This window comes from Suicoccus acidiformans (genome assembly GCF_003546865.1).
Taxonomy (GTDB): Bacteria; Bacillota; Bacilli; order Lactobacillales; family Aerococcaceae; genus Suicoccus; species Suicoccus acidiformans.
This window is the reverse complement of the sequence record NZ_CP023434.1, coordinates 1,519,944-1,538,404: the sequence shown is the minus strand read 5'-3', so window position 1 is coordinate 1,538,404 and position 18,461 is coordinate 1,519,944. Positions and strand designations below refer to the sequence as shown.

Genomic DNA, 18,461 nt, shown 5'->3' with positions numbered 1-18,461 from the left:
CCGTTGCGATTGCTCGCATAATGTACAGAATATAATTCAAAATAATACAGCTGTATGCATTAAAATAAAAAATCAATAAAAATAGCTCATTCTGTTCGGAGCTATCCATCGATATAGTGGCAAAAAACTTTAAACTAAGGAATTATATTTAAAGTGTCGATTAGTTTTATCGGCAGGGAATCGTTTTATTTTGGTGTCAATAAAAGCTGTGTTATAATTATATAATAGGAATATGTTACGGAGTCAAGCAATAGAAAGTAGGAGTTGCAATGGAACAATTGTATACTTTTCCAAATGATGCCCTTAGTTTTCTAGATACTGTCGTATTGACCGTGGCTTTTCCGCTTCACGCTGAAGCGATGACATTTGATAAGGATGCAATCCTCTTCAAGAATGCTTTGGATAAAGCGGAGAAATTACTAGAGAAATCTGACATTGCTTCCGAGGAACAGAAAGCGCAGTTACAAGCGCAAATTGAGCGCATTCGTAATGATGAGCGCACCTTGGTCAGCTCGAAAGGTGGCTTAGTGATGTACGTGTCCCCTGAAGACATCTACTATTACCACTTAGGTTTACCAGTTGACGAAGTGGTTCAGTTGGATACGAAAGCGAATCTCTTGCCGCTAACGGAATATTTCCAATATACGAATGACTTTGATTTACTGGTATTAAATCAAGAAGATATTCGCTTCTTCCACGTAACGGGTGATGTCTTCTCAGAAGTAGATTTAAAAGAACAAGATGAGGATGCACCGCAAACCAAGGCGGATGCTTTAGGAACCGAATTGGATGGCGGCAATTTAAACTATGGTACATACAATCGGGGCGGAGCAACCGGGGCCTTCTATCATGGTCATCAAGAAACCTCTCAAGAGAAAGACATTGACCGTGAGAACTACTTCCGAGCTGTCGATGAGTATATTTACCGCAATTACTCAAACCCTGAGCAGAAACCGCTTATGCTTTTTGCCTTGGATGAGAACCAAGCAGTTTACCGTGATATTACCAGCAACGAACATCTGTTAGAGGTGGGTGTGAGTGAATCAGGGGCGAATTTAGCTGATCAAGAGATCAAAGCTAAGACCCTTGATAAGTTAGAACAAGTCATCCAAAAAGAACGCGAAGTACTTGTTGAACGCTTCCAAGAAACCTCGCCAGAATTCCGAGTGGATAATCACCTTGAAGATTTAGCTGTAAGAGCGAACGAAGGGCGTATTGAGGAACTCGTCTTACAGAAGGGTTACGAAGCTCCGGGTACTATGGATGAAATGGGCCGGTATGATGCGGAATCTGACGCAAACGATGTCATTCACCAAATCGTCGACCGTGTATTGATGAATCGCGGGAAAGTATTTGTGCTCGATGCTGATCATCTACCGGATGATATTCAAATTACAGCCAGAATGCGCTATTAAGCGTCATTAGTCGACTTATTTACTAAATAAAAGTAAAAGCATCTCCTTAACAACACAAACCGTTAAGGAGATGCTTCTTCTTATGTTATAACTTAGCTATGGTAGTCGAGTAGCTTATGAATGCAAGCAAGCTGAAAGCTAAACTCTCCCAAAGTTTACTGCACATCTTCAATAAAGTGTGGCTCGGTTACCTGGACTTGAACATCGATATTGTTGCGCGTTGCTTTGGAATAAGCGCAGTCGCCGTGGGCCTTATCAGCTAAGGCTTGGACGGTTTCGCGGTTGACTCCTTCAATGTCAACTTCGATGATTGCAGATAATTTAAAGCCGCCTATTTCTGGGTCGGTATTTAAACCGATTTCTACGGCAACTTTCGATGGAGCGTCAACCCCGGCATCTTTCTTATGGCGTTCCAAAGCAGAATGGTAGCAAGCACTCCAACCAAGGGCTAAAAGTTGCTCAGGGTTGACTCCTTCACCGGTACCGCCCATTTCTTTAGGCATGGAAGCTTGAAAAGACAAGGAGCCATCCAGGAGTCGACTTTCCCCATTGCGTCCTCCGGTATTAATGGCACGGATGGTATAACGACGACGTTCCACTGCTTTTCTTTCTTACATAACAATCCCTCCAAATTTATTTTCTGCTCTAAGCTTAATAATTTTTGCCAAAAGCTCAAAAAATATGCTCACTAAGTAAGGTGTGCTATACTTAGGCAAAAAGGAGAAGGTTATGCTTAAAATTTATGGTTTAAAACATTGTACTACCGCTAAACGGGGGCAAAAGTTTCTCGATGATCATGGCCTTGAACATACCGACATGATTGATATTCGGGAGAATCCACCGACGGAAGCCGAGATTCGCTTGGCTTTAGCTGGCGTGGATCATCAAGTGCGTAAGGTGATGAACACTTCGGGCGGTTTATACCGAGAGCTGGGCTTGAAAGATAAGTTGGCCGATATGAGCGAAGCGGACGTGGTGAAGCTTCTGAGCGAAAACGGCATGTTGGTGAAGCGTCCTCTCATTACGGACGGTGAGCAGGCGACGGTTGGTGCTAAGGAGGAACACTTGCGAGAAGTTTGGTTGTAAATTGTGTGAGGGGGTCCGAAGCGTGACAGAAAAAGAGCAGCATCATTGGGCTTGTGACTTAACCATAGGCATTTGCAGTCTAAAAGAGACGAAGAGTAGAGATAGTGAGGCGGCACCGGTTATCCAAATGCTGGATATAGGTAAGCAAGTGGAGAAAGGGGAGAAAGAGGATGAAAATTGATGTATGGTCGGACTTTACGTGCCCATTCTGTTATTTGGGGGAGAGTCATTTGAAGCAGGCCTTGGCAGAAGTGGGGCTTGCTGCGGAGCTGAATTACCATTCCTATGAATTGGAAGCGGATGCCCATTATGTTGAGGGCTTAGATTATCAGACGTATATGGTGGAGAGACAGAGCATGCCTGAGGCGCAAGTGGACCAAATATTTCATCACATTGCTCAGAATGGTGCAGCCAGTGGCTTGGCCTTTAACTTCGCTCAGGCTATTCCGGCCAATACATTCACAGCGCATCGTATCTTTCAATATGCCAAAGAAGTGGGGCAAGGGCAAGTTTTCTTTAACCGCTTATACCAAGCCCACTTTACGGAAGGTTTGAATATCGAAGATGCCCAGACGTTAAGGGAACTTTCGGAAGAAATCGGCTTAGACTTAGATCAGGTGGAGGCAATTCTCTTGGATGATTCAGTCTACTATGAGGTTGTTAACGAGGATATTCAACAAGCTGTCGATATGGACTTAGAAGGGGTGCCCTTCTATGTATTTAATGACCAGTATGCGGTCGCCGGGGCGCAACCAGTGGCGTATTTCGTTGAAGCCTTAAAGCAGATTGAAGCTGAAGCATAAACTAGCAGTAACTGAATATTTATTCTGGACGCAATGGTTCAGAATAAATATTTTTTGATGAAGTGGGGGAATATATGTGGCGATTTATCGCAAATTAGCTTGGTTTTTTAAGTGGCGTTGGCAGAGTTATGGGATTGTCGTGTTGTTATTGGTGGTCTGTGCGATTCTGACGGCGATTGTTCCACTGATTGTGGGGAATTTCGTCGACTTACTATTGGCGGGAACGTTGACGTGGCAAGCGACGTTAGAACATGCTAGCTGGGTGCTCGGGATTGGTCTGGTAATGTATGTCTTTCGTTATATTTGGCGCAGTCAGCTCTTTACCAATTCGACGCTTTTAGAATCCACGCTTCGCAAACGGCTGTATCATCATTTCTTGAAGATGGATGCGGCGTTCTTTGATCGCTATCGGACAGGGGATTTGTTGGCGCATGCGACGAATGATTTGAATTATATTAAATTTGTGGCAGGTGGTGGGATTATTACGTTGACGGACTCTATTGCGATTAGTCTCGTCACGCTTACGTCTATGGTTGTCTTTATCGATGGGCAATTAACGGTATTGACGAATTTACCGTTTCTGCTACTACCTTTTGTGGTGCGTGTCTTAACCCGGCGCATTAATGGCCACTATCAGAAAGCTATGGCGTCTTTCTCGCGGATGAATGATCATGTGCAGGAATCAGTGGCGGGCATGCAAGTCATTAAGACCTTTGGCGAAGAGGAGGCGAATTATCGGGCCTTCGAGGAGCAAACGGCAGATGTGGTTGAGCAGAACCGGCAAGCTTACCGCCTAGATGCGGCTTATACGCCTGCAATTCGCTTGGTAACAGCCTTGACCTATGGCTTAACCTTGTTCCTTGGTACTTATTTCGTCCAAGCTGGCCGTATTTCGATTGGAGACTTGGTGGCTTACTTTAGTTATTTAGGGACGATGGTGTATCCTTTAATTGCGGTCGGTCGTCTGGCTAATACCCTGGAGCGGGGGAATGTGAGTTATGACCGGGTGATGGCGCTTTTGGATGAGGAAGCAATGATTGAAAATCCTCATGGTGCTGTAACCAACTTTAAGGCGGCACCGTTAAAGGTAGAAATTGAGCGTTTCACCTATCCTGAAAGCCAGGAGCCGACTTTGGTGGATGTGGCCTTTCAATTGGAAGCGGGCCAGACACTGGGTCTAGTGGGGCCAACGGGTTCTGGGAAATCAACCATCTTTGAATTGCTGGTCCGCTCTTATGATATTGATGCAGGTACGTTGACTTATGGCCAGGATTCTATTAACCGGCTAGATTTAAACGTCCTTCATGAGCAAATTGGTTATGTCAGCCAGAATGGGCGCCTCTTTTCAACCACAATCCGGGATAACATCCGCTTTGGTCGCCCGGAATTAAGCCAGGCAGAAGTTGAGCGCTATGCCAAACTTGCGGCTGTTCATGAGGATATTCTAGCCTTGCCGCAAGGTTATGATACCCAAGTTGGTGAGCGCGGTGTATCCTTATCTGGTGGTCAGCGGCAAAGGGTGACGATTGCCCGGACGCTAGCCATGGAACCAGACTTGCTCTTATTTGATGATGCCCTATCGGCTGTGGATGCCAAGACGGAGCGGCAAATTTTGGCGAATTTACAGGAAGAACGGCGCGGTCAAATGAATATTATCGCAGCTCATCGCATGAGTACTGTTCAAGGCGCTGATGAAATTCTTGTCTTGCGCAAAGGCCGGGTAGTTGAGCGCGGTAGTCACGGTGAATTAATCCAAGCAGACGGCTGGTATAACAAAATGTACGAACAGCAGCAATTGGAGCGTAAATTAAGTGGAGAGGAGGTAGAAGATGCAGAAGAAACGACGTTTTAATTTACGAGAACAGGGGGAGATTTTGCGTTATCTGCTGGCCTTTACACAAGGGTATCGGCGGTATTTCGCCTTGTCGATGCTTTTGATGTTGATTGCTTCAACTATTGCAGCTTATTTGCCGATTATTGTTCAGCGCTATATCGATGAGGTACTAGCTCCAGGACGGGCCAATTTGAGGTTGACCTTGGGCGTTGCCTGCGTCTATATCGGCTTGGAACTGGTGCGCAGTACTATGGGTTATGTGCAAGACTATCTTTTTAAGCTGGCCTCTGAAGGATCGGTGGCCAAGATGCGCAACCGTCTTTATCGTAAATTGGGCCAGATGAATATGGCTTATTTCCATACGACGCCGAACGGGGAAGTTGTCTCGCGGATTACCAATGATACGGAGACGATTAAAGAATTCTGGAATGTGTTCTTGAGTTTCTTCGATGGGTTGACCAATGCGATTATGATTGGCTTTGCGATGGTCTCCTTGAGTGCACGGATTTCCTGGGTTTTTATGGCTTTCGTGCCCTTAGTCCTCATACTTATTTATACCTATCAGAAAACTTCGACCCTCGTGTACCAACGTATGCGGGATGCCCTTGCGCAAGTTAATGCACGTTTGAGTGAATCGATTGGTGGCATGCGGGTGATTCAGCACTTTAATCAGGAAGAGCGGATGGCAGCGGAGTTTGAAGCGATTGATGCGCATTATGTGGACGCGCGGATTCGGATGTTCAAGATGAATGCGCTCTTGTTAAATCCGGCGGTGAATTTAATTCAACAAGTCGTCTTAGCGACGGTCATTCTCTTGTTCGGTTATTTGCTGACGCATGGCCATGCCCTGGAAGTTGGCTTGGTTTACGCCTTCACGTCTTATGCCCAATCTTTCTTTAGTCCTATTGCACAGATGATGGACAGTCTTAGTCAGTATCAAGATGCCTTAGTTGCCGGCCATCGGGGTATGAATCTCTTAGCTGATGAGCGTTTGGAACCGAAGCAAGCACCAGATGCTTTGGATGTGGCTATGGATGGTAGCTTAACCATGCGTGATTTAAGTTTCTCCTATGATGGGGTAACACCGGTCTTAGAAGATATTCATTTAACGGGTGAGGCCGGGGAGATGTTAGCCTTTGTGGGTCATACGGGAGCGGGCAAGAGTACTTTGATTAATCTTCTAATGCGCTTTTATGAATTTGAGACGGGGGAGATCTTGTATGATGGTCGGAGCATTCGGGCCTATACCAAGGAAAGTTTGCGCTCACAGCTTAGCTTTGTCCAACAAGATAGCTTCATGTTCTATGGGAATTTCTATGATAATATTCGCCTGAACGGGGCTTACTCTGATGAAGAAGTTGAAGCGGCCGCGAAATTCTCCGGTGCCCATGACTTTATCTCCAACTTACCCGAAGGCTATCAGACGATGATATCTGAAGGGGGCACCTCCCTGTCCGCCGGCCAAAAGCAACTTGTTAGCATTGCTCGGGCGGTTTTACGGCAGACGCCGATTTTAATCTTTGACGAGGCGACAGCGAATATCGACAGCCAAACCGAGCAGCAAATTCAAGAAAGCTTAGGCCAAATTCGCCAAAAGCATACGCTAATTGTCATTGCCCATCGCTTATCAACGATAAAGGATGCCGATCAAATCTTCGTGCTAGAACACGGTAAGATTATCGAATCTGGTCAGCATGATGCCTTAATTGCCCAAGAGGGGACTTACTACGATATGTATCGCCTGCAAAGCCTGCAAGGACAGACCATGGGTTAAGGGCAACGTAAGTGCATCGGAGCTGGTAGCTGAACAGATTTGAATTGCAAGTAAACATTGAAGTAGATGGAGTGCAAGGAGGTGTGAAACCTCAGTAAGCATACTCCCTTTGAAAATTATCCTCATTTTCTCATAAAACTTATCTTGACACTTTTAAATAGTCAAGGTAGAATACTAACAATTTGAGCATTATTTGAAAGGGGAGTATGCTATGGCATTAGCAAGCAATCATCTTATTAATATCAATGACTTTTCTGTTTCTGAAATCAATGAAGTATTGACTTTAGCGCAGGAAATAATTAAGTGTCCCAATGATTATTCACATTTATGTGATGGTATCATTTTAGGGACACTTTTTTTTGAGCCTTCGACCCGTACCCGCTTAAGTTTCGAATCGGCGATTCGGCGTTTAGGTGGGTCAAGTATTGGCTTTTCGGAAGCGAGTTCTTCGTCAACTGCCAAAGGGGAAACTTTAGCCGATACGATTCGGACGGTCTCTCAGTATACGGATATTATCGCTATGCGCCATCCTAAGGAAGGGAGTGCCATGATTGCCCGTCAAGCTAGTGGCGTGCCGCTTATTAATGCTGGGGACGGCGGTCATCAGCATCCGACGCAAACGTTAACGGACTTATTGACGATTCTAGAGACGAAAGGGACTTTAGAAGGCTTGACGATTGGCCTATGTGGAGATTTGAAGTTTGGCCGGACGGTTCATTCACTCATTCACATGATGATTCAATATCCGAATAACCGCTTTGTGCTTATATCGCCGGAAGAGTTGGTAGTGCCAGATTATATTCTGATGCTCTTGAAGCAGCAGAATGTTGAATTTGTGATGGAAGAGCGTTTAGAGCATGTGATTGATCAACTGGATGTCTTGTATATGACGCGGGTTCAAAAAGAGCGTTTCTTCAACGAGGCGGATTATGAGCGCTTGAAAGATAGTTATATTCTTGATATATATAAGTTGAAGTTGGCTAAAGCAGACCTAGCTATTCTTCATCCCCTCCCACGGGTGAATGAAATTCATGTGGAAGTCGACGCAGACCCTCGGGCGAAGTATTTCGACCAAGTGGGTTATGGTGTGAAGGTGCGGATGGCGCTAATCTTGAAATTGTTAGGAGTGAAATAAATGTTAGAAGTAACCTCTATTGAGAATGGTATTGTCATTGACCACATTCATCCTGGGCATGGGATTAAGATTTTCAATTTGCTCCGGCTCGATCAGTTCGATGACCGGGTGGCCTTGATGATGAATGTGGATAGTCAACTGCAAGGTCGCAAAGACATTATCAAAATTCAAGGCGATTTAACCCATATGGACTTTGATATTCTAGGCGTGGTTGACCCACATATTACCGTCAACTACATCCAAAACGGTCAAATTATTAAGAAAGGCTCTGTCGAACTGCCTGAGCGCATTCATTCCTACTTGTCTTGTACGAACCCGCGTTGCATTACGCAAACAGAGCGCTACGCTCAACCTAGTTTTGTCTTAGTGGATGCTGAAGAGAGTGTTTATGCTTGTGAATATTGTGATCACTTATATGATGCGGAGGAGATTAAATGACTTTAATTAAGAACGGACGCCTAGTTGATGCCCATGCGTCCTATCAAGCAGATATTCAATTGAAAGACGGTCAAATCGTAGCCATCGGCCAAGACTTACCAGCCGCTGACGGGGAACGGGTTATTGACGCTACCGGCAAGGTAGTCATGCCCGCTTTTGTGGAACTGCACGCGCATTTTCGTGACCCTGGCTTTACTTATAAGGAAGACTTGGCCTCCGGTTCTCAAGCTGCCCTGCAAGGAGGCTTTGGGACGGTGAATTTGATGGCCAATACGAAACCGGTGGTAGACACTCCGGAAGTATACGAAGATATTATGGCCCGGGGCAAGGAGCTGGACTTAATCAACATCTTCCAAAACTATGCCGTCAGTAAAAACCTAGCGGGCGAAGAATTTGTGGACTTTGCGACCATTCCTGAATCCGTGAAATTCCTTTCCGATGACGGCTTTGGCTTATTCAATAACAAGCAGACCTTTGAGCTTTTCGAGATTTTGCGTGATAAGGGCTTAGGAATTATGATTCATGAAGAAGATAAAGAGCTTTCCGAAATTGATTATCGCTACGCAGAAGATGTGCATACTTGGCGCGACGTATATTTCGCCGGCAAGATTGGTAACCCAGTACATTTCTGCCACGTGTCTACGGAAGATTCTCTTGACGCAGTGCGTTACGGCAAGGCCAAGGGTTGGCCGGTGACGATGGAAGTGACGCCACACCACATTTACTTGTACGATTCCGATTATAAAGTCCACCCACCGATTCGGGCGAAAGCTGATGTGGAGGCTTTAATTGCAGGCATTCTGGACGGCACAGTCGATGCGATTGCGACGGACCACGCCCCTCATTCGGCTGAAGATAAAGCCAATGGCTCACCAGGTATGATTGGCTTGGAAACAGCTTTCCCCATTACTTACAAGGTCCTTGTGGAAGAATATGGGCAACCGCTAGAACTTGTCGCCCGCTTGATGAGTAGTCGCCCAGCAGAGATTATGGGCTTAAATAAAGGCCGTTTAGAAGTCGGCTATGATGCAGACCTAACCGTAATTGATTTAGAGAAAACTTATACAGCGACAAACTTTGCATCCAAATCACAAAATAGTCCATTTACCGGAGAAAGCTTCAATGGACTGATTGAAATGACGATTGTTGGAGGAGAAGTTAAATTTGAAAGGGAGAATGAATAAATGACAAACCGTTTAGAAGTTCAATTACCAGGCATGACGTTGAAGAATCCAATCATTCCAGCTTCTGGCTGTGTAGGCTATGGTGAAAGTCTTTCAGAGAAGTATGACCTCGGCCTCCTCGGCTCATTAGTTATCAAAAGTACGACCTTAGAAGAGCGTCTAGGCAACCCTGACCCTAAATATGCTCATACGAAAGATGGTATTTTGAACGCGGTGGGCTTGAAAAACCCGGGAATTGACGTTGTTATGGCGGAGAAATTGCCTTTCTTAGCCCAATTCGACTTGCCGATTATTGCTAGTGTGGCTGGCTCTACAGAAGAAGATTACATCGCCGTATGTGAGCAAATTACTCAAGCGGAAAATGTGAAAGCTATCGAATTAAACGTATCTTGTCCAAACGTTAAAGAAGGCGGCATCACCTTTGGTACCGATCCCGATATTGTGGCCCAATTAGTCCGCAAGGTCAAAGCAGTTATCACGGTGCCTCTATACGTGAAATTGACTCCCAATGTTACCGACATTACGGTTATTGCTAAAGCAGTTGAAGAAGCAGGTGCTGACGCGATTACCGCAATCAATACTGTGACCGGCTTGGCCATCAATGTTGAAACCGGCCAACCAATGCTAGGCAATGTGACCGGCGGTTTATCCGGCTCAAGCTTGAAGCATATCGCCTTGCGTATGGTGCACCAAATTGCTAGTACGGTTGATATTCCGGTAATCGGCGTAGGCGGTATTTCAACTGTAGACGACGTGCTAGAAATGTTGATGGTTGGTGCAACAGCGGTTCAAATCGGTTCAGTAAATTATGCCAATCCAATGGCCGGACCTGATATTATCGAAGCCTTGCCGAAGCGAATGGATGAACTAGGCATTGAAATATTAGCAGACATTAAGCGTTTTGACGCATAATTTGTGGAAACCTACTGTGGAAGGCAGTAGGTTTTTTGCTGCGTTGGGGTGGTCTGCTGGGATGGAGGGTAGAAGATGGTGATGTAAGCGGTTGGAGGCTTAGGAGGATGACCTTAGCTTGATTTGCGTGGTGGATGGGTACCACGCCATTCAGGGGTGTGCAGACTATCGTGGTAGGTGTCTACCACGATAGTCAGAATTAGTCAAAGTGGCATATCCGTAGCCTGCGCTTCTTTCCCTCAATGAAATTTGGGGCACAAACTCTAAATTAAGATAAGGAAGCCACGACGACCGCCGTGGCATCAATCTTTATTTAATCCGAGGAAGGTGCTGATCTTTTGTTGGTGAGCTGAACTTAGTATGGGTGGGCTAACTGAGTGGAATTGGTGCATGGATCTGATTTTGTAGCTTTATTTACTGGAGGAGAGCGTTTTTGGCATGGTGCAGGAAGTTGACTATCGTGGTAGGTGTCTACCACGTCATTCAGGGGTGTGCAGACTATCGTGGCAGGTGTCTACCACGTCATTCAGGGGTGCGCAGACTATCGTGGTAGGTGTCTACCACGTCATTCAGGGGTGTGCAGACTGTCGTGGTAGGTGTCTACCACGACAGTCAAAAGATTGCGGATTATCCGGATAGGTCTTCACTGTGTTTTTTTGCGAGCGTCCGCCTTACGAATTCCAACTCATAACCATAGCAGGGCATATGTTTTATGTCCGACTTGGGTTTCAGGCTTATCCTGACGCTTATTATTAGCAATTTTATAAAACTTTTTATTTTTAGGCGAGCCTAGACAATTGATTTAAAGAGGCGTATCATGATTATATAATAATAGAAGAAGGGATTTATATGAGTTTAAAGGAGCAATTGTTTGAGAAGATTGATGCGAAGACGGAGCGGATGATTGATATTCGGCGTTATTTGCATGAGCATCCGGAGTTGTCTTTTGAGGAAGAGAAGACGGGGCAATATATTGTGGATTTCTACAAGGATTTGCCGCATGATGGCATTGAGACAAACGTTGGTGGGATGAATGGGAGTGTTGTGACGATTCAAGGAGGCCAAGCGGGTCCAACGATTGCTTTGCGGGCGGACTTTGATGCCTTGCCTATTCAAGAGGATACTGGTTTGCCTTTTGCATCAAAGGTGGATGGTGTCATGCATGCGTGTGGGCATGATGGCCATACTGCGTACTTATTAATTTTGGCTGAGTCGCTGATTGAGTTAAAGGATCAAATTAAAGGCACGGTCAAAATCGTTCATCAGCCAGCCGAAGAAGTTTCGCCGGGTGGAGCGAAGACGATTCTAGAGTCTGGTTTATTAGATGATGTGGAGGCGATGTTTGGTATTCATGTCATGACCAATGCGCAAACGGGGATAGTTCAAGTGCGTAAGGGGAATGTGCAGACTGGTCGCTCGAACTTTTCTATGACGGTTCGCGGTAAATCTGGACACGGCTCGAGTCCGCATCAAGCCAATGATGCGATTGTGGCAGCGGCTGCTTTTGTCACGAATGTTCAGTCGATGATTAGTCGACGGATTGATCCTTTTGATATGGCTGTCTTTACGATTGGTAATTTCGATGGGACGGGCCAAGCGAATGTGATTAACGATCATGTGCAATTGGACGGGGATGTGCGAACGATGTCCACGCAGGCATCTGAGACGATTATGAAATACATGCATCACTTTGCTGATGGGATTCGGGAGATGTATCAGGTGGATGTTGATTTGGATTTTGCTTATGATTATCCAGTGCTTCATAATGACGAAGGAGTGACTGAGCGAGTGTGGAAAGCCTTGGAAGATATGAATGTGCCAGGGGTTGAGCTGGAGGAAAGCCCTAAGCAAGCCCCCTCAGAAGACTTTGCTTTCTATGCTGAGAAGATACCGGCAACCTTCTTCTATGTCGGCTGTACTCCGGAAGGGCAGGAAGCCTTCCCACATCATCATCCGAAATTCTTTATGGATGAACAAGCCTTAACTATCTCAGTCAAAGCGATGGCTACTGTCGTTGATGAATTTGTTGGTTAATCAAGTTGGAGATCTGGCGCAAGTCAGGTCTTTTTTGCTTTCAGGGTGTTAAATTATTAATTTTGACAAAAACAAAAGAGTGAGGGCATTAATATAGATAAACAATACACCAATTAATATAAGCAAAACCCAAAAAACTACCCCACTCCTGCTAGGAAAAGCAATGGGGTAGTTGATATATCAAATAAAAGGATAAACCTAGTTACTTAGCGCAGAAACACTAAAGCTTCAGGCTAGCCAGCGATACAAGAGAAAGCCCAACGAATTCCGATAAGTCTACACTGACGGAGAGTTATCTATTTAGAAGGCTAAGACTTAGGCTTGTTATGGGCAAGCCATATCACATGAAACATACTTAAACGGTAGAGTTGTGCCTTACCTTGTGCTCCATGGATAGTATAGTAGGAGGTAACCATCATTGAAGAACACAAGTCTGGCTAGGTAAAGACGGCTTGAGTGATTGTCAACATGCGCTAAGCCTAGGTTAGGACGGTATTTATGATTTTCACTCGAATTGTCTAACTTATGCTATTTATTAAGTTAGATAAGGTTTTTATCCATGCTTATATCTATATCACACAAATGTGTGAGGTGGTATGAGTCTCCTTATAGAAAAGTGATGATTTTAACTGGATTTATCTTAAGTTTTATGGAAGCTCATACCATAATTAAAATTTTTATTACCTGCTTTCTGCTAGGTCCTAAAATCACAATGGACCCGTGGTAAGGGAACGCACAATCAGTCATTTGCTTCCTATTGATAGAGTGTATGTGCATTCTCTTATCTTGCCGAAATACTAAGTGAAAGGAGTTGGTTTATGATTGTATTACCAAGTATTACGGCTTAGATAAGGGAGAATGATAAGGACGAGGTGTATTACACTTGCATGAAAATGAGCAAGCAGCTTTGCGCATTGAATATGCTTGCTTTCCTGGCAAATGCTCTGACAATCAGCGCTAAATGTTCCCGGGTTAAGTTAGGGAATAGTCATACCTCCTTTCTGTAAAAGCTAGCTCAAAATACTCGAGCCACTTTGTAATGAGGAGCACTTGCGATGCCCCTATATTATATATACTCATATTAGGGTCAAATACCGGATTTAATTTCAAAAAATAAAAAAACTGGTCGCCAAATAAGCTTTGAGTCATGAAGTAGCTTGATATAAGTGTTTTTACCGGAAGTGAGCAGGCTAAAGTTGCTAACAATTTTACTAAATGTTTTCCTAACAAGAGAAATAATTTTCGCATAAAGATTAAAATTGAATTATAATAACAAAAGTCTTCATCTTATTGTTTAATTAAATTATCATTATTTTAGGAATATCCCTTGACTTTATTTGTCATCCTGTTAAAATGAATGCAATTTAATAATTATGACAAACCAATGAGAATGCGAAGCCCCGTAAGGGAAGCGATTGATGAAAAGAGAGTGAGTCCACTGGCTGTAAGGCTCACCGTCTATCCCCTTAGCACACCTTCGTTATCCTTCTCAGCGCTTGCCCCGTTACGGCTGGAGTCTCTGACTCCGTAAGCTTAGCACTGCGAAGTGTTAGGAAATGAAGGTGGAACCACGTATGAACGTCCTTTAATCTTTATAGATTAGAGGGCGCTTTTTTGTTAGAAAGGATGAGAATATGACAACGTCGATTTTGAAGCGGACCGTGTTAGCAGCCAAGTATTTAGAGATGCTGGCGGATGCCGATTATCGCTTGATTGATTTGAACTTAATTGAACCGATCGATGCCAAGGATGCTTTGGGCATGAATTCGGAAAATACTTTTGAGCGTGGAGGGCGTTGGTATCATTTGCGCAGTGACTGGACGCGCAGCTTGGTAGCCTATAGTGATGCCTTTGATAAAGCTTTATCGCGGTATGGGTATTTCGGTCCGGTAGTACGCCATAAGCGGACGTATTATCAGGCGGGGATGGAGCTGTATCAAGCGGAGTTGCCAGAAATGTTGGCAGCAATTCAAATGCATTTAGATTTTATCCAGGCTGAGGCTGGCACGAACATTCAAACGATTATCGTCAACGATTTACGTATTCTCGGTAAATATCAGACTAAATACGACTTATCCGAGGAGGTCATGCAGGTTGTGGCCGAGAAAGATTTATCGAGTTTAGCGGAGTTATTAGGGCGGGAACATGCCATTTATCAGCTACTTGCCCAGCCGGTTAAGCAACAATTTGCCCAAATTCAAGCTGAATTTAAGGGGGAGGCGGATTTAGCTTTTCTTGAAGGCTTACAAGCCTTGCTTGAGGGGAGCCAAAGTAAATTTCTGGTGGACTTATCCTTTACGCCACCGCATAGTTACTACAATGGTATTTACTTCCAAGCTTTCTTAACGGATTATCAGCCGATTTTAACCGGTGGCCAGTATGGCAATCAGTCTTTTGGCATCGGGATTGATTTATCACAAGGAGGTCTTTCATGATTACAGTAGCCCTATCCAAAGGTCGTTTGCTTAAGGATTTCCAGCGTTTTCTCAAGGAGGGCAATTTGCCTCAATATGAAGCAGCCTTAGTCGATCCGGGCCGGAATTTATATACGGAAGTAGGCGATGTGCGCTTTATCTTTGCTAAAGGAGCCGATGTTCCCGTCTATGTCGAAAATGGTATTGCTGACCTGGGTATTGTAGGTGAGGATACTATTCGCGAGCAGTCCTTTGATGTGATGAAATTGGCTAAGTTGCCTTTTGGGAAGTGTCGTTTATCCATTTGCGGCCTGCCGAATTTGGCCAAAGGGGATATTCGCTCGGCGGCGACGTCATTTGTGAACTTGGCTGAAGAGCATTTCCTTAAGGAGCGGATGGATGTGGAAGTGGTGCATTTGCACGGGTCAGTGGAATTAGCTCCACTTTTGGGTCTGACGGATGCGATTGTCGATATTGTGCAAACGGGGACCACTTTGAAAGCTAATGGCCTAGTTGAGTATGAGGAAATTTTGCCGATTCAGGCGCGATTGATTGCTAATAAACAGAGCTTCTACACCAAGGAAGCGGCTATGTATGACTTTATTCAAGAATTAGGAGTGTTATAAATGAATGCAGCAGAAGCACGAGCATGCTTACAAGAAGATGTGATGGCCTTAGACGGCGATATGCTACTGGCCACTCAGGAAATTATTCAAACCGTTCGAAATCAAGGTGATGCAGCCTTGCGAACTTATACCCAAACTTTGGATGGGGTGGACCTTGAGGATTTCTGGGTTAAGCCGGAGCAGCTTAAAGCCAGCTGGGATGCCCTGGATACGGACTTACAGAAGGCGCTCAAATTAGCAAAAGACCGCATTATTGCTTATGAAGAGCGGATTTTGTATGAAGATAACTTAGGTGAGGAATTGAGCTATGTTTACCGGCCATTGGAGCGGGTTGGGGTCTATATTCCTGGGGGGACTGCTTTGTATCCCTCAAGTGTCTTGATGACTGTTTTGCCGGCTCAGGTGGCAGGTGTTGGGGAAATTATTGCCACGACGCCGACTTTTAATGAAACAAATATTACCTTTGCTGCCTTATATTTATGCGGGGTGGAGCGGGTGCTGACTTTAGGGGGCGCACAAGCGATTGCGGCGCTAGCTTATGGAACCGAATCCGTGCCAAAAGTGGACAAAATTGTTGGCCCAGGCAATGCTTACGTTGCGATGGCTAAGCGTTTAGTCTTTGGCGATGTGGGCATTGATTCCATTGCCGGCCCGAGTGAAATCCTCTTATATGTCGATGATTCAGCGGATGTGGATGCGGTTGTCTATGACGTCTTTGCCCAAGCTGAACACGACACCAATGCTCGAACCTTCCTCTTAAGTGAGGACGCAGAATTCGTAGCTAAAGTAGAGGCACGGATTGAAGCTTTATTACCAGAGCAAGTGCGGCGCGATATTATTGCAGGTTCTTTAGCGAATCATCACTACGTTGTAGTGGATGAGCGGAAAGCCTTATTAGCTTTAGCCAATGATATTGCAGCTGAACACGTATCGATTCAACACCGGGAGCAAGAGGTGATTGCCCAAGCCTTCAATTATGCCGGAGCCGTCTTCGTGGGGGCTTATTCGCCAGAAGCAGTGGGTGATTATGTCGGCGGACCGTCCCACGTCTTGCCGACTAACCAAACGGCCCGTTTTAGCCATGGCTTGAATGCCAATGACTTCCGCACTAGCCATGCCATTATTCAAGTGAGTCAGGAAACCTTTGAAACAATTGCCCCGGCCGGGGAAATCATTGCCCAAGCAGAGGGCTTAGATTGCCACCGCAAATCTTTAGCGATCAGGAGGAAATAAAGTATGATTATTATGAACCGGAACACGAGTCCGATTGAAGCCTTGTCGAATGATGCGATTGCTAAAGTTGCGGAAAGGACGCTTATAAGCCAGTATCCTGAAGAGGAGTTAGCCCGCTTTAAGGCCCTTTACGCCGAGCAATCCGGGCTTCCCCAAGGGCAAATAGAGCTTGCCAACGGCTCCGATGAGTGGTTGCAGAAGCTGATGATTCAATTTGGCGCTGGGGGTGTCCTTGCTTTGGACCCGGATTTCTTCATGTATGAGGAATACGCCCAGCAAATTGGCCGCCAAATGCATTATGTGACCAGCGATCAAGACTATAACTTTGATACGTCCGATATTCTAGTAGCGATTGAGGACATTCGCCCCTCTCTCTTTATCCTATCTAATCCGCATAATCCGACGGGCTACCAGTTTCCAGCTGCGGATCTGCAGCAGATGGCCGATGCGATGGAGGCAGTAGCGGGCTATTTCGTTATTGATGAGGCTTATATTGAATTTGGCGAGGACTACCAGCGGCCGACCAATCCAAATGTCATCATTGTCCGCACCCTCAGCAAAATGTATGCCATGGCGGGTCTGCGCATTGGGATTGCCTATGCTCAAGGCACAACCTTTGACCGTTTAACTGCGATTAATCACCCCTATCCGGTGAATAATATATCTTTGAATTTAGCCAATGCCTTATTTGAAGACCCAGAACGCCTTAAAGAGCTAGTGGCTTACCAGAAAGCGTCTCGGGAACGCCTTGTCGCCATTTTCCAAGGGTTAACAGACGTGATGAAAGTCAAGGATACCCAGAGTAATTTCGTCTTTACCTATGGAGGACGGGCTAAGGAATTGGGTGAATATCTGGTAACCAAAGGCTTTTTGCCTAGAATGTATAGCCAGGAGAATTTAGCGAATGTTGTGCGTTATTCAATTATTCGCTTGGAAGATTATGATGCCTTGGAAGCAGCGATTAATGAGTGGAGGAATGCTTGATGATATTGAAAGAACGAGAGACAAAAGAAACGAAAATTCGCTTGGAGCTTGCCCAAGAAGCACCTGCTGGCTTGGAGAGTAAGCTGGATACGGGGGTTGGTTTCTTTGATCATATGTTAACATTGTTCAGCTTTCACTCGGGCTTGTATTTAAAAGTGGAAGCAGACGGGGATACCTATGTGGACGATCACCATACGGTGGAAGATATTGGGATTGTGCTAGGTGAAGCGATTCGCGATCTTTATCAAAGTCTAGGCTCCTATGAGCGTTACGGTAGCTTCTATTTGCCGATGGATGAAGTCTTAGCCCGGGTGGTCTTGGATTTATCAGGCCGGCCTCATTTGGAATTTGCTGCCTATTTCTCAAGGGAGAAGGTTGGTAACTTTGATACGGAACTGGTGGAGGAATTCTTCCGGGCGGTGGCCATGAATAGTCGTATGACCTTGCATATCGATCTCTTAAAGGGCGGCAATAGCCACCATGAGATCGAAGCAATCTTTAAGGCCTTCGCCAGAAGCTTGAAAATCGCCTTAGCGCCGGCGTCTGGTGGGGTGCCTTCGTCGAAGGGCTTAATTGCCTAGAAAGGAAA

Annotated in this window: 17 protein-coding genes; 16 read left to right on the top strand and 1 reads right to left on the bottom strand. The window is 45.2% G+C overall.

The features are described from left to right. Positions 1–269 precede the first annotated feature (269 nt). Positions 270–1,415: a baeRF6 domain-containing protein gene (locus tag CL176_RS07275; protein WP_118990703.1), complete on the top strand. Its 1,146-nt coding sequence runs from the start codon at positions 270–272 to the stop codon at positions 1,413–1,415. Positions 1,416–1,570: 155 nt separating this feature from the next. Here the strand turns inward: CL176_RS07275 and CL176_RS07270 are convergent, their stop codons facing one another. Continuing rightward, positions 1,571–2,014, bottom strand: a complete 444-nt coding sequence (locus CL176_RS07270) for an organic hydroperoxide resistance protein (RefSeq protein WP_118990702.1) — start codon at positions 2,012–2,014, stop codon at positions 1,571–1,573. Between the two features lie 130 nt (positions 2,015–2,144). Here CL176_RS07270 and CL176_RS07265 point away from each other — a divergent pair, with 130 nt between their 5' ends. The 15 genes from CL176_RS07265 to hisB all read left to right on the top strand — a co-directional run bounded on the left by CL176_RS07265 (position 2,145) and on the right by hisB (position 18,453). Continuing rightward, positions 2,145–2,501 carry a Spx/MgsR family RNA polymerase-binding regulatory protein gene (locus CL176_RS07265; protein WP_118990701.1) on the top strand — a complete coding sequence of 119 codons (357 nt, stop codon included), beginning with the start codon at positions 2,145–2,147 and terminating at the stop codon, positions 2,499–2,501. A 22-nt stretch (positions 2,502–2,523) separates the two neighbouring features. Beyond that, positions 2,524–2,682, top strand: a complete 159-nt coding sequence (locus tag CL176_RS12315) for a hypothetical protein (protein WP_162890886.1) — start codon at positions 2,524–2,526, stop codon at positions 2,680–2,682. After that, positions 2,672–3,304, top strand: coding sequence for a DsbA family oxidoreductase (locus tag CL176_RS07260; RefSeq protein ID WP_118990700.1), 633 nt, complete (start codon positions 2,672–2,674; stop codon positions 3,302–3,304). The genes CL176_RS12315 and CL176_RS07260 overlap by 11 nt, the downstream gene beginning before the upstream one ends. Positions 3,305–3,380: 76 nt before the next feature. After that, positions 3,381–5,156, top strand: a complete 1,776-nt coding sequence (locus tag CL176_RS07255; protein ID WP_118990699.1) for an ABC transporter ATP-binding protein — start codon at positions 3,381–3,383, stop codon at positions 5,154–5,156. Beyond that, the gene (locus CL176_RS07250) at positions 5,134–6,912 is read left to right on the top strand and encodes an ABC transporter ATP-binding protein (RefSeq protein ID WP_118990698.1); all 1,779 of its coding nucleotides are present in this window, start codon (positions 5,134–5,136) and stop codon (positions 6,910–6,912) included. The genes CL176_RS07255 and CL176_RS07250 overlap by 23 nt, the downstream gene beginning before the upstream one ends. A gap of 211 nt (positions 6,913–7,123) precedes the next feature. Next, positions 7,124–8,047 carry an aspartate carbamoyltransferase gene (gene pyrB, locus CL176_RS07245; RefSeq protein WP_118990697.1) on the top strand — a complete coding sequence of 308 codons (924 nt, stop codon included), beginning with the start codon at positions 7,124–7,126 and terminating at the stop codon, positions 8,045–8,047. Next, entirely contained in the window at positions 8,048–8,485 is a 438-nt protein-coding gene (locus CL176_RS07240; protein ID WP_118990696.1) for an aspartate carbamoyltransferase regulatory subunit, read from the top strand. It begins immediately after the preceding gene. Next, positions 8,482–9,669 (top strand): dihydroorotase, encoded by a 1,188-nt coding sequence (locus CL176_RS12500; RefSeq protein ID WP_118990695.1) that lies wholly within the window; start codon positions 8,482–8,484, stop codon positions 9,667–9,669. The genes CL176_RS07240 and CL176_RS12500 overlap by 4 nt, the downstream gene beginning before the upstream one ends. After that, positions 9,670–10,581 (top strand): dihydroorotate dehydrogenase, encoded by a 912-nt coding sequence (locus tag CL176_RS12495; protein WP_118990694.1) that lies wholly within the window; start codon positions 9,670–9,672, stop codon positions 10,579–10,581. An 849-nt stretch (positions 10,582–11,430) separates the two neighbouring features. After that, positions 11,431–12,615: an amidohydrolase gene (locus CL176_RS07225; RefSeq protein ID WP_118990693.1), complete on the top strand. Its 1,185-nt coding sequence runs from the start codon at positions 11,431–11,433 to the stop codon at positions 12,613–12,615. A gap of 1,634 nt (positions 12,616–14,249) precedes the next feature. Beyond that, the gene (locus CL176_RS07220) at positions 14,250–15,050 is read left to right on the top strand and encodes an ATP phosphoribosyltransferase regulatory subunit (RefSeq protein WP_118990692.1); all 801 of its coding nucleotides are present in this window, start codon (positions 14,250–14,252) and stop codon (positions 15,048–15,050) included. Continuing rightward, positions 15,047–15,655: an ATP phosphoribosyltransferase gene (hisG, locus tag CL176_RS07215; protein ID WP_118990691.1), complete on the top strand. Its 609-nt coding sequence runs from the start codon at positions 15,047–15,049 to the stop codon at positions 15,653–15,655. Before CL176_RS07220 ends, hisG begins: the two co-directional genes overlap by 4 nt. Beyond that, entirely contained in the window at positions 15,656–16,888 is a 1,233-nt protein-coding gene (gene hisD / locus CL176_RS07210) for a histidinol dehydrogenase (RefSeq protein ID WP_118990690.1), read from the top strand. Between the two features lie 3 nt (positions 16,889–16,891). Then, complete coding sequence (locus tag CL176_RS07205) at positions 16,892–17,872, top strand: pyridoxal phosphate-dependent aminotransferase (RefSeq protein ID WP_118990689.1); 981 nt, start codon at positions 16,892–16,894, stop codon at positions 17,870–17,872. After that, positions 17,872–18,453 (top strand): imidazoleglycerol-phosphate dehydratase HisB, encoded by a 582-nt coding sequence (gene hisB / locus CL176_RS07200; protein ID WP_118990688.1) that lies wholly within the window; start codon positions 17,872–17,874, stop codon positions 18,451–18,453. The genes CL176_RS07205 and hisB overlap by 1 nt, the downstream gene beginning before the upstream one ends. Positions 18,454–18,461 lie beyond the last annotated feature (8 nt).

Excerpts from the sequence above, each read along its gene's own strand:
- CL176_RS07225 (WP_118990693.1), top strand. The coding sequence starts at position 11,431 with ATGAGTTTAAAGGAGCAATTGTTTGAGAAGATTGATGCGAAGACGGAG.
- CL176_RS12495 (WP_118990694.1), top strand. The coding sequence starts at position 9,670 with ATGACAAACCGTTTAGAAGTTCAATTACCAGGCATGACGTTGAAGAAT.
- pyrB (WP_118990697.1), top strand. The coding sequence starts at position 7,124 with ATGGCATTAGCAAGCAATCATCTTATTAATATCAATGACTTTTCTGTT.
- CL176_RS07260 (WP_118990700.1), top strand. The coding sequence starts at position 2,672 with ATGAAAATTGATGTATGGTCGGACTTTACGTGCCCATTCTGTTATTTG.
- CL176_RS12500 (WP_118990695.1), top strand. The coding sequence starts at position 8,482 with ATGACTTTAATTAAGAACGGACGCCTAGTTGATGCCCATGCGTCCTAT.
- hisG (WP_118990691.1), top strand. The coding sequence starts at position 15,047 with ATGATTACAGTAGCCCTATCCAAAGGTCGTTTGCTTAAGGATTTCCAG.
- CL176_RS07205 (WP_118990689.1), top strand. The coding sequence starts at position 16,892 with ATGATTATTATGAACCGGAACACGAGTCCGATTGAAGCCTTGTCGAAT.
- CL176_RS07250 (WP_118990698.1), top strand. The coding sequence starts at position 5,134 with ATGCAGAAGAAACGACGTTTTAATTTACGAGAACAGGGGGAGATTTTG.
- hisB (WP_118990688.1), top strand. The coding sequence starts at position 17,872 with ATGATATTGAAAGAACGAGAGACAAAAGAAACGAAAATTCGCTTGGAG.
- CL176_RS07275 (WP_118990703.1), top strand. The coding sequence starts at position 270 with ATGGAACAATTGTATACTTTTCCAAATGATGCCCTTAGTTTTCTAGAT.
- hisD (WP_118990690.1), top strand. The coding sequence starts at position 15,656 with ATGAATGCAGCAGAAGCACGAGCATGCTTACAAGAAGATGTGATGGCC.
- CL176_RS07220 (WP_118990692.1), top strand. The coding sequence starts at position 14,250 with ATGACAACGTCGATTTTGAAGCGGACCGTGTTAGCAGCCAAGTATTTA.
- CL176_RS07265 (WP_118990701.1), top strand. The coding sequence starts at position 2,145 with ATGCTTAAAATTTATGGTTTAAAACATTGTACTACCGCTAAACGGGGG.
- CL176_RS07240 (WP_118990696.1), top strand. The coding sequence starts at position 8,048 with ATGTTAGAAGTAACCTCTATTGAGAATGGTATTGTCATTGACCACATT.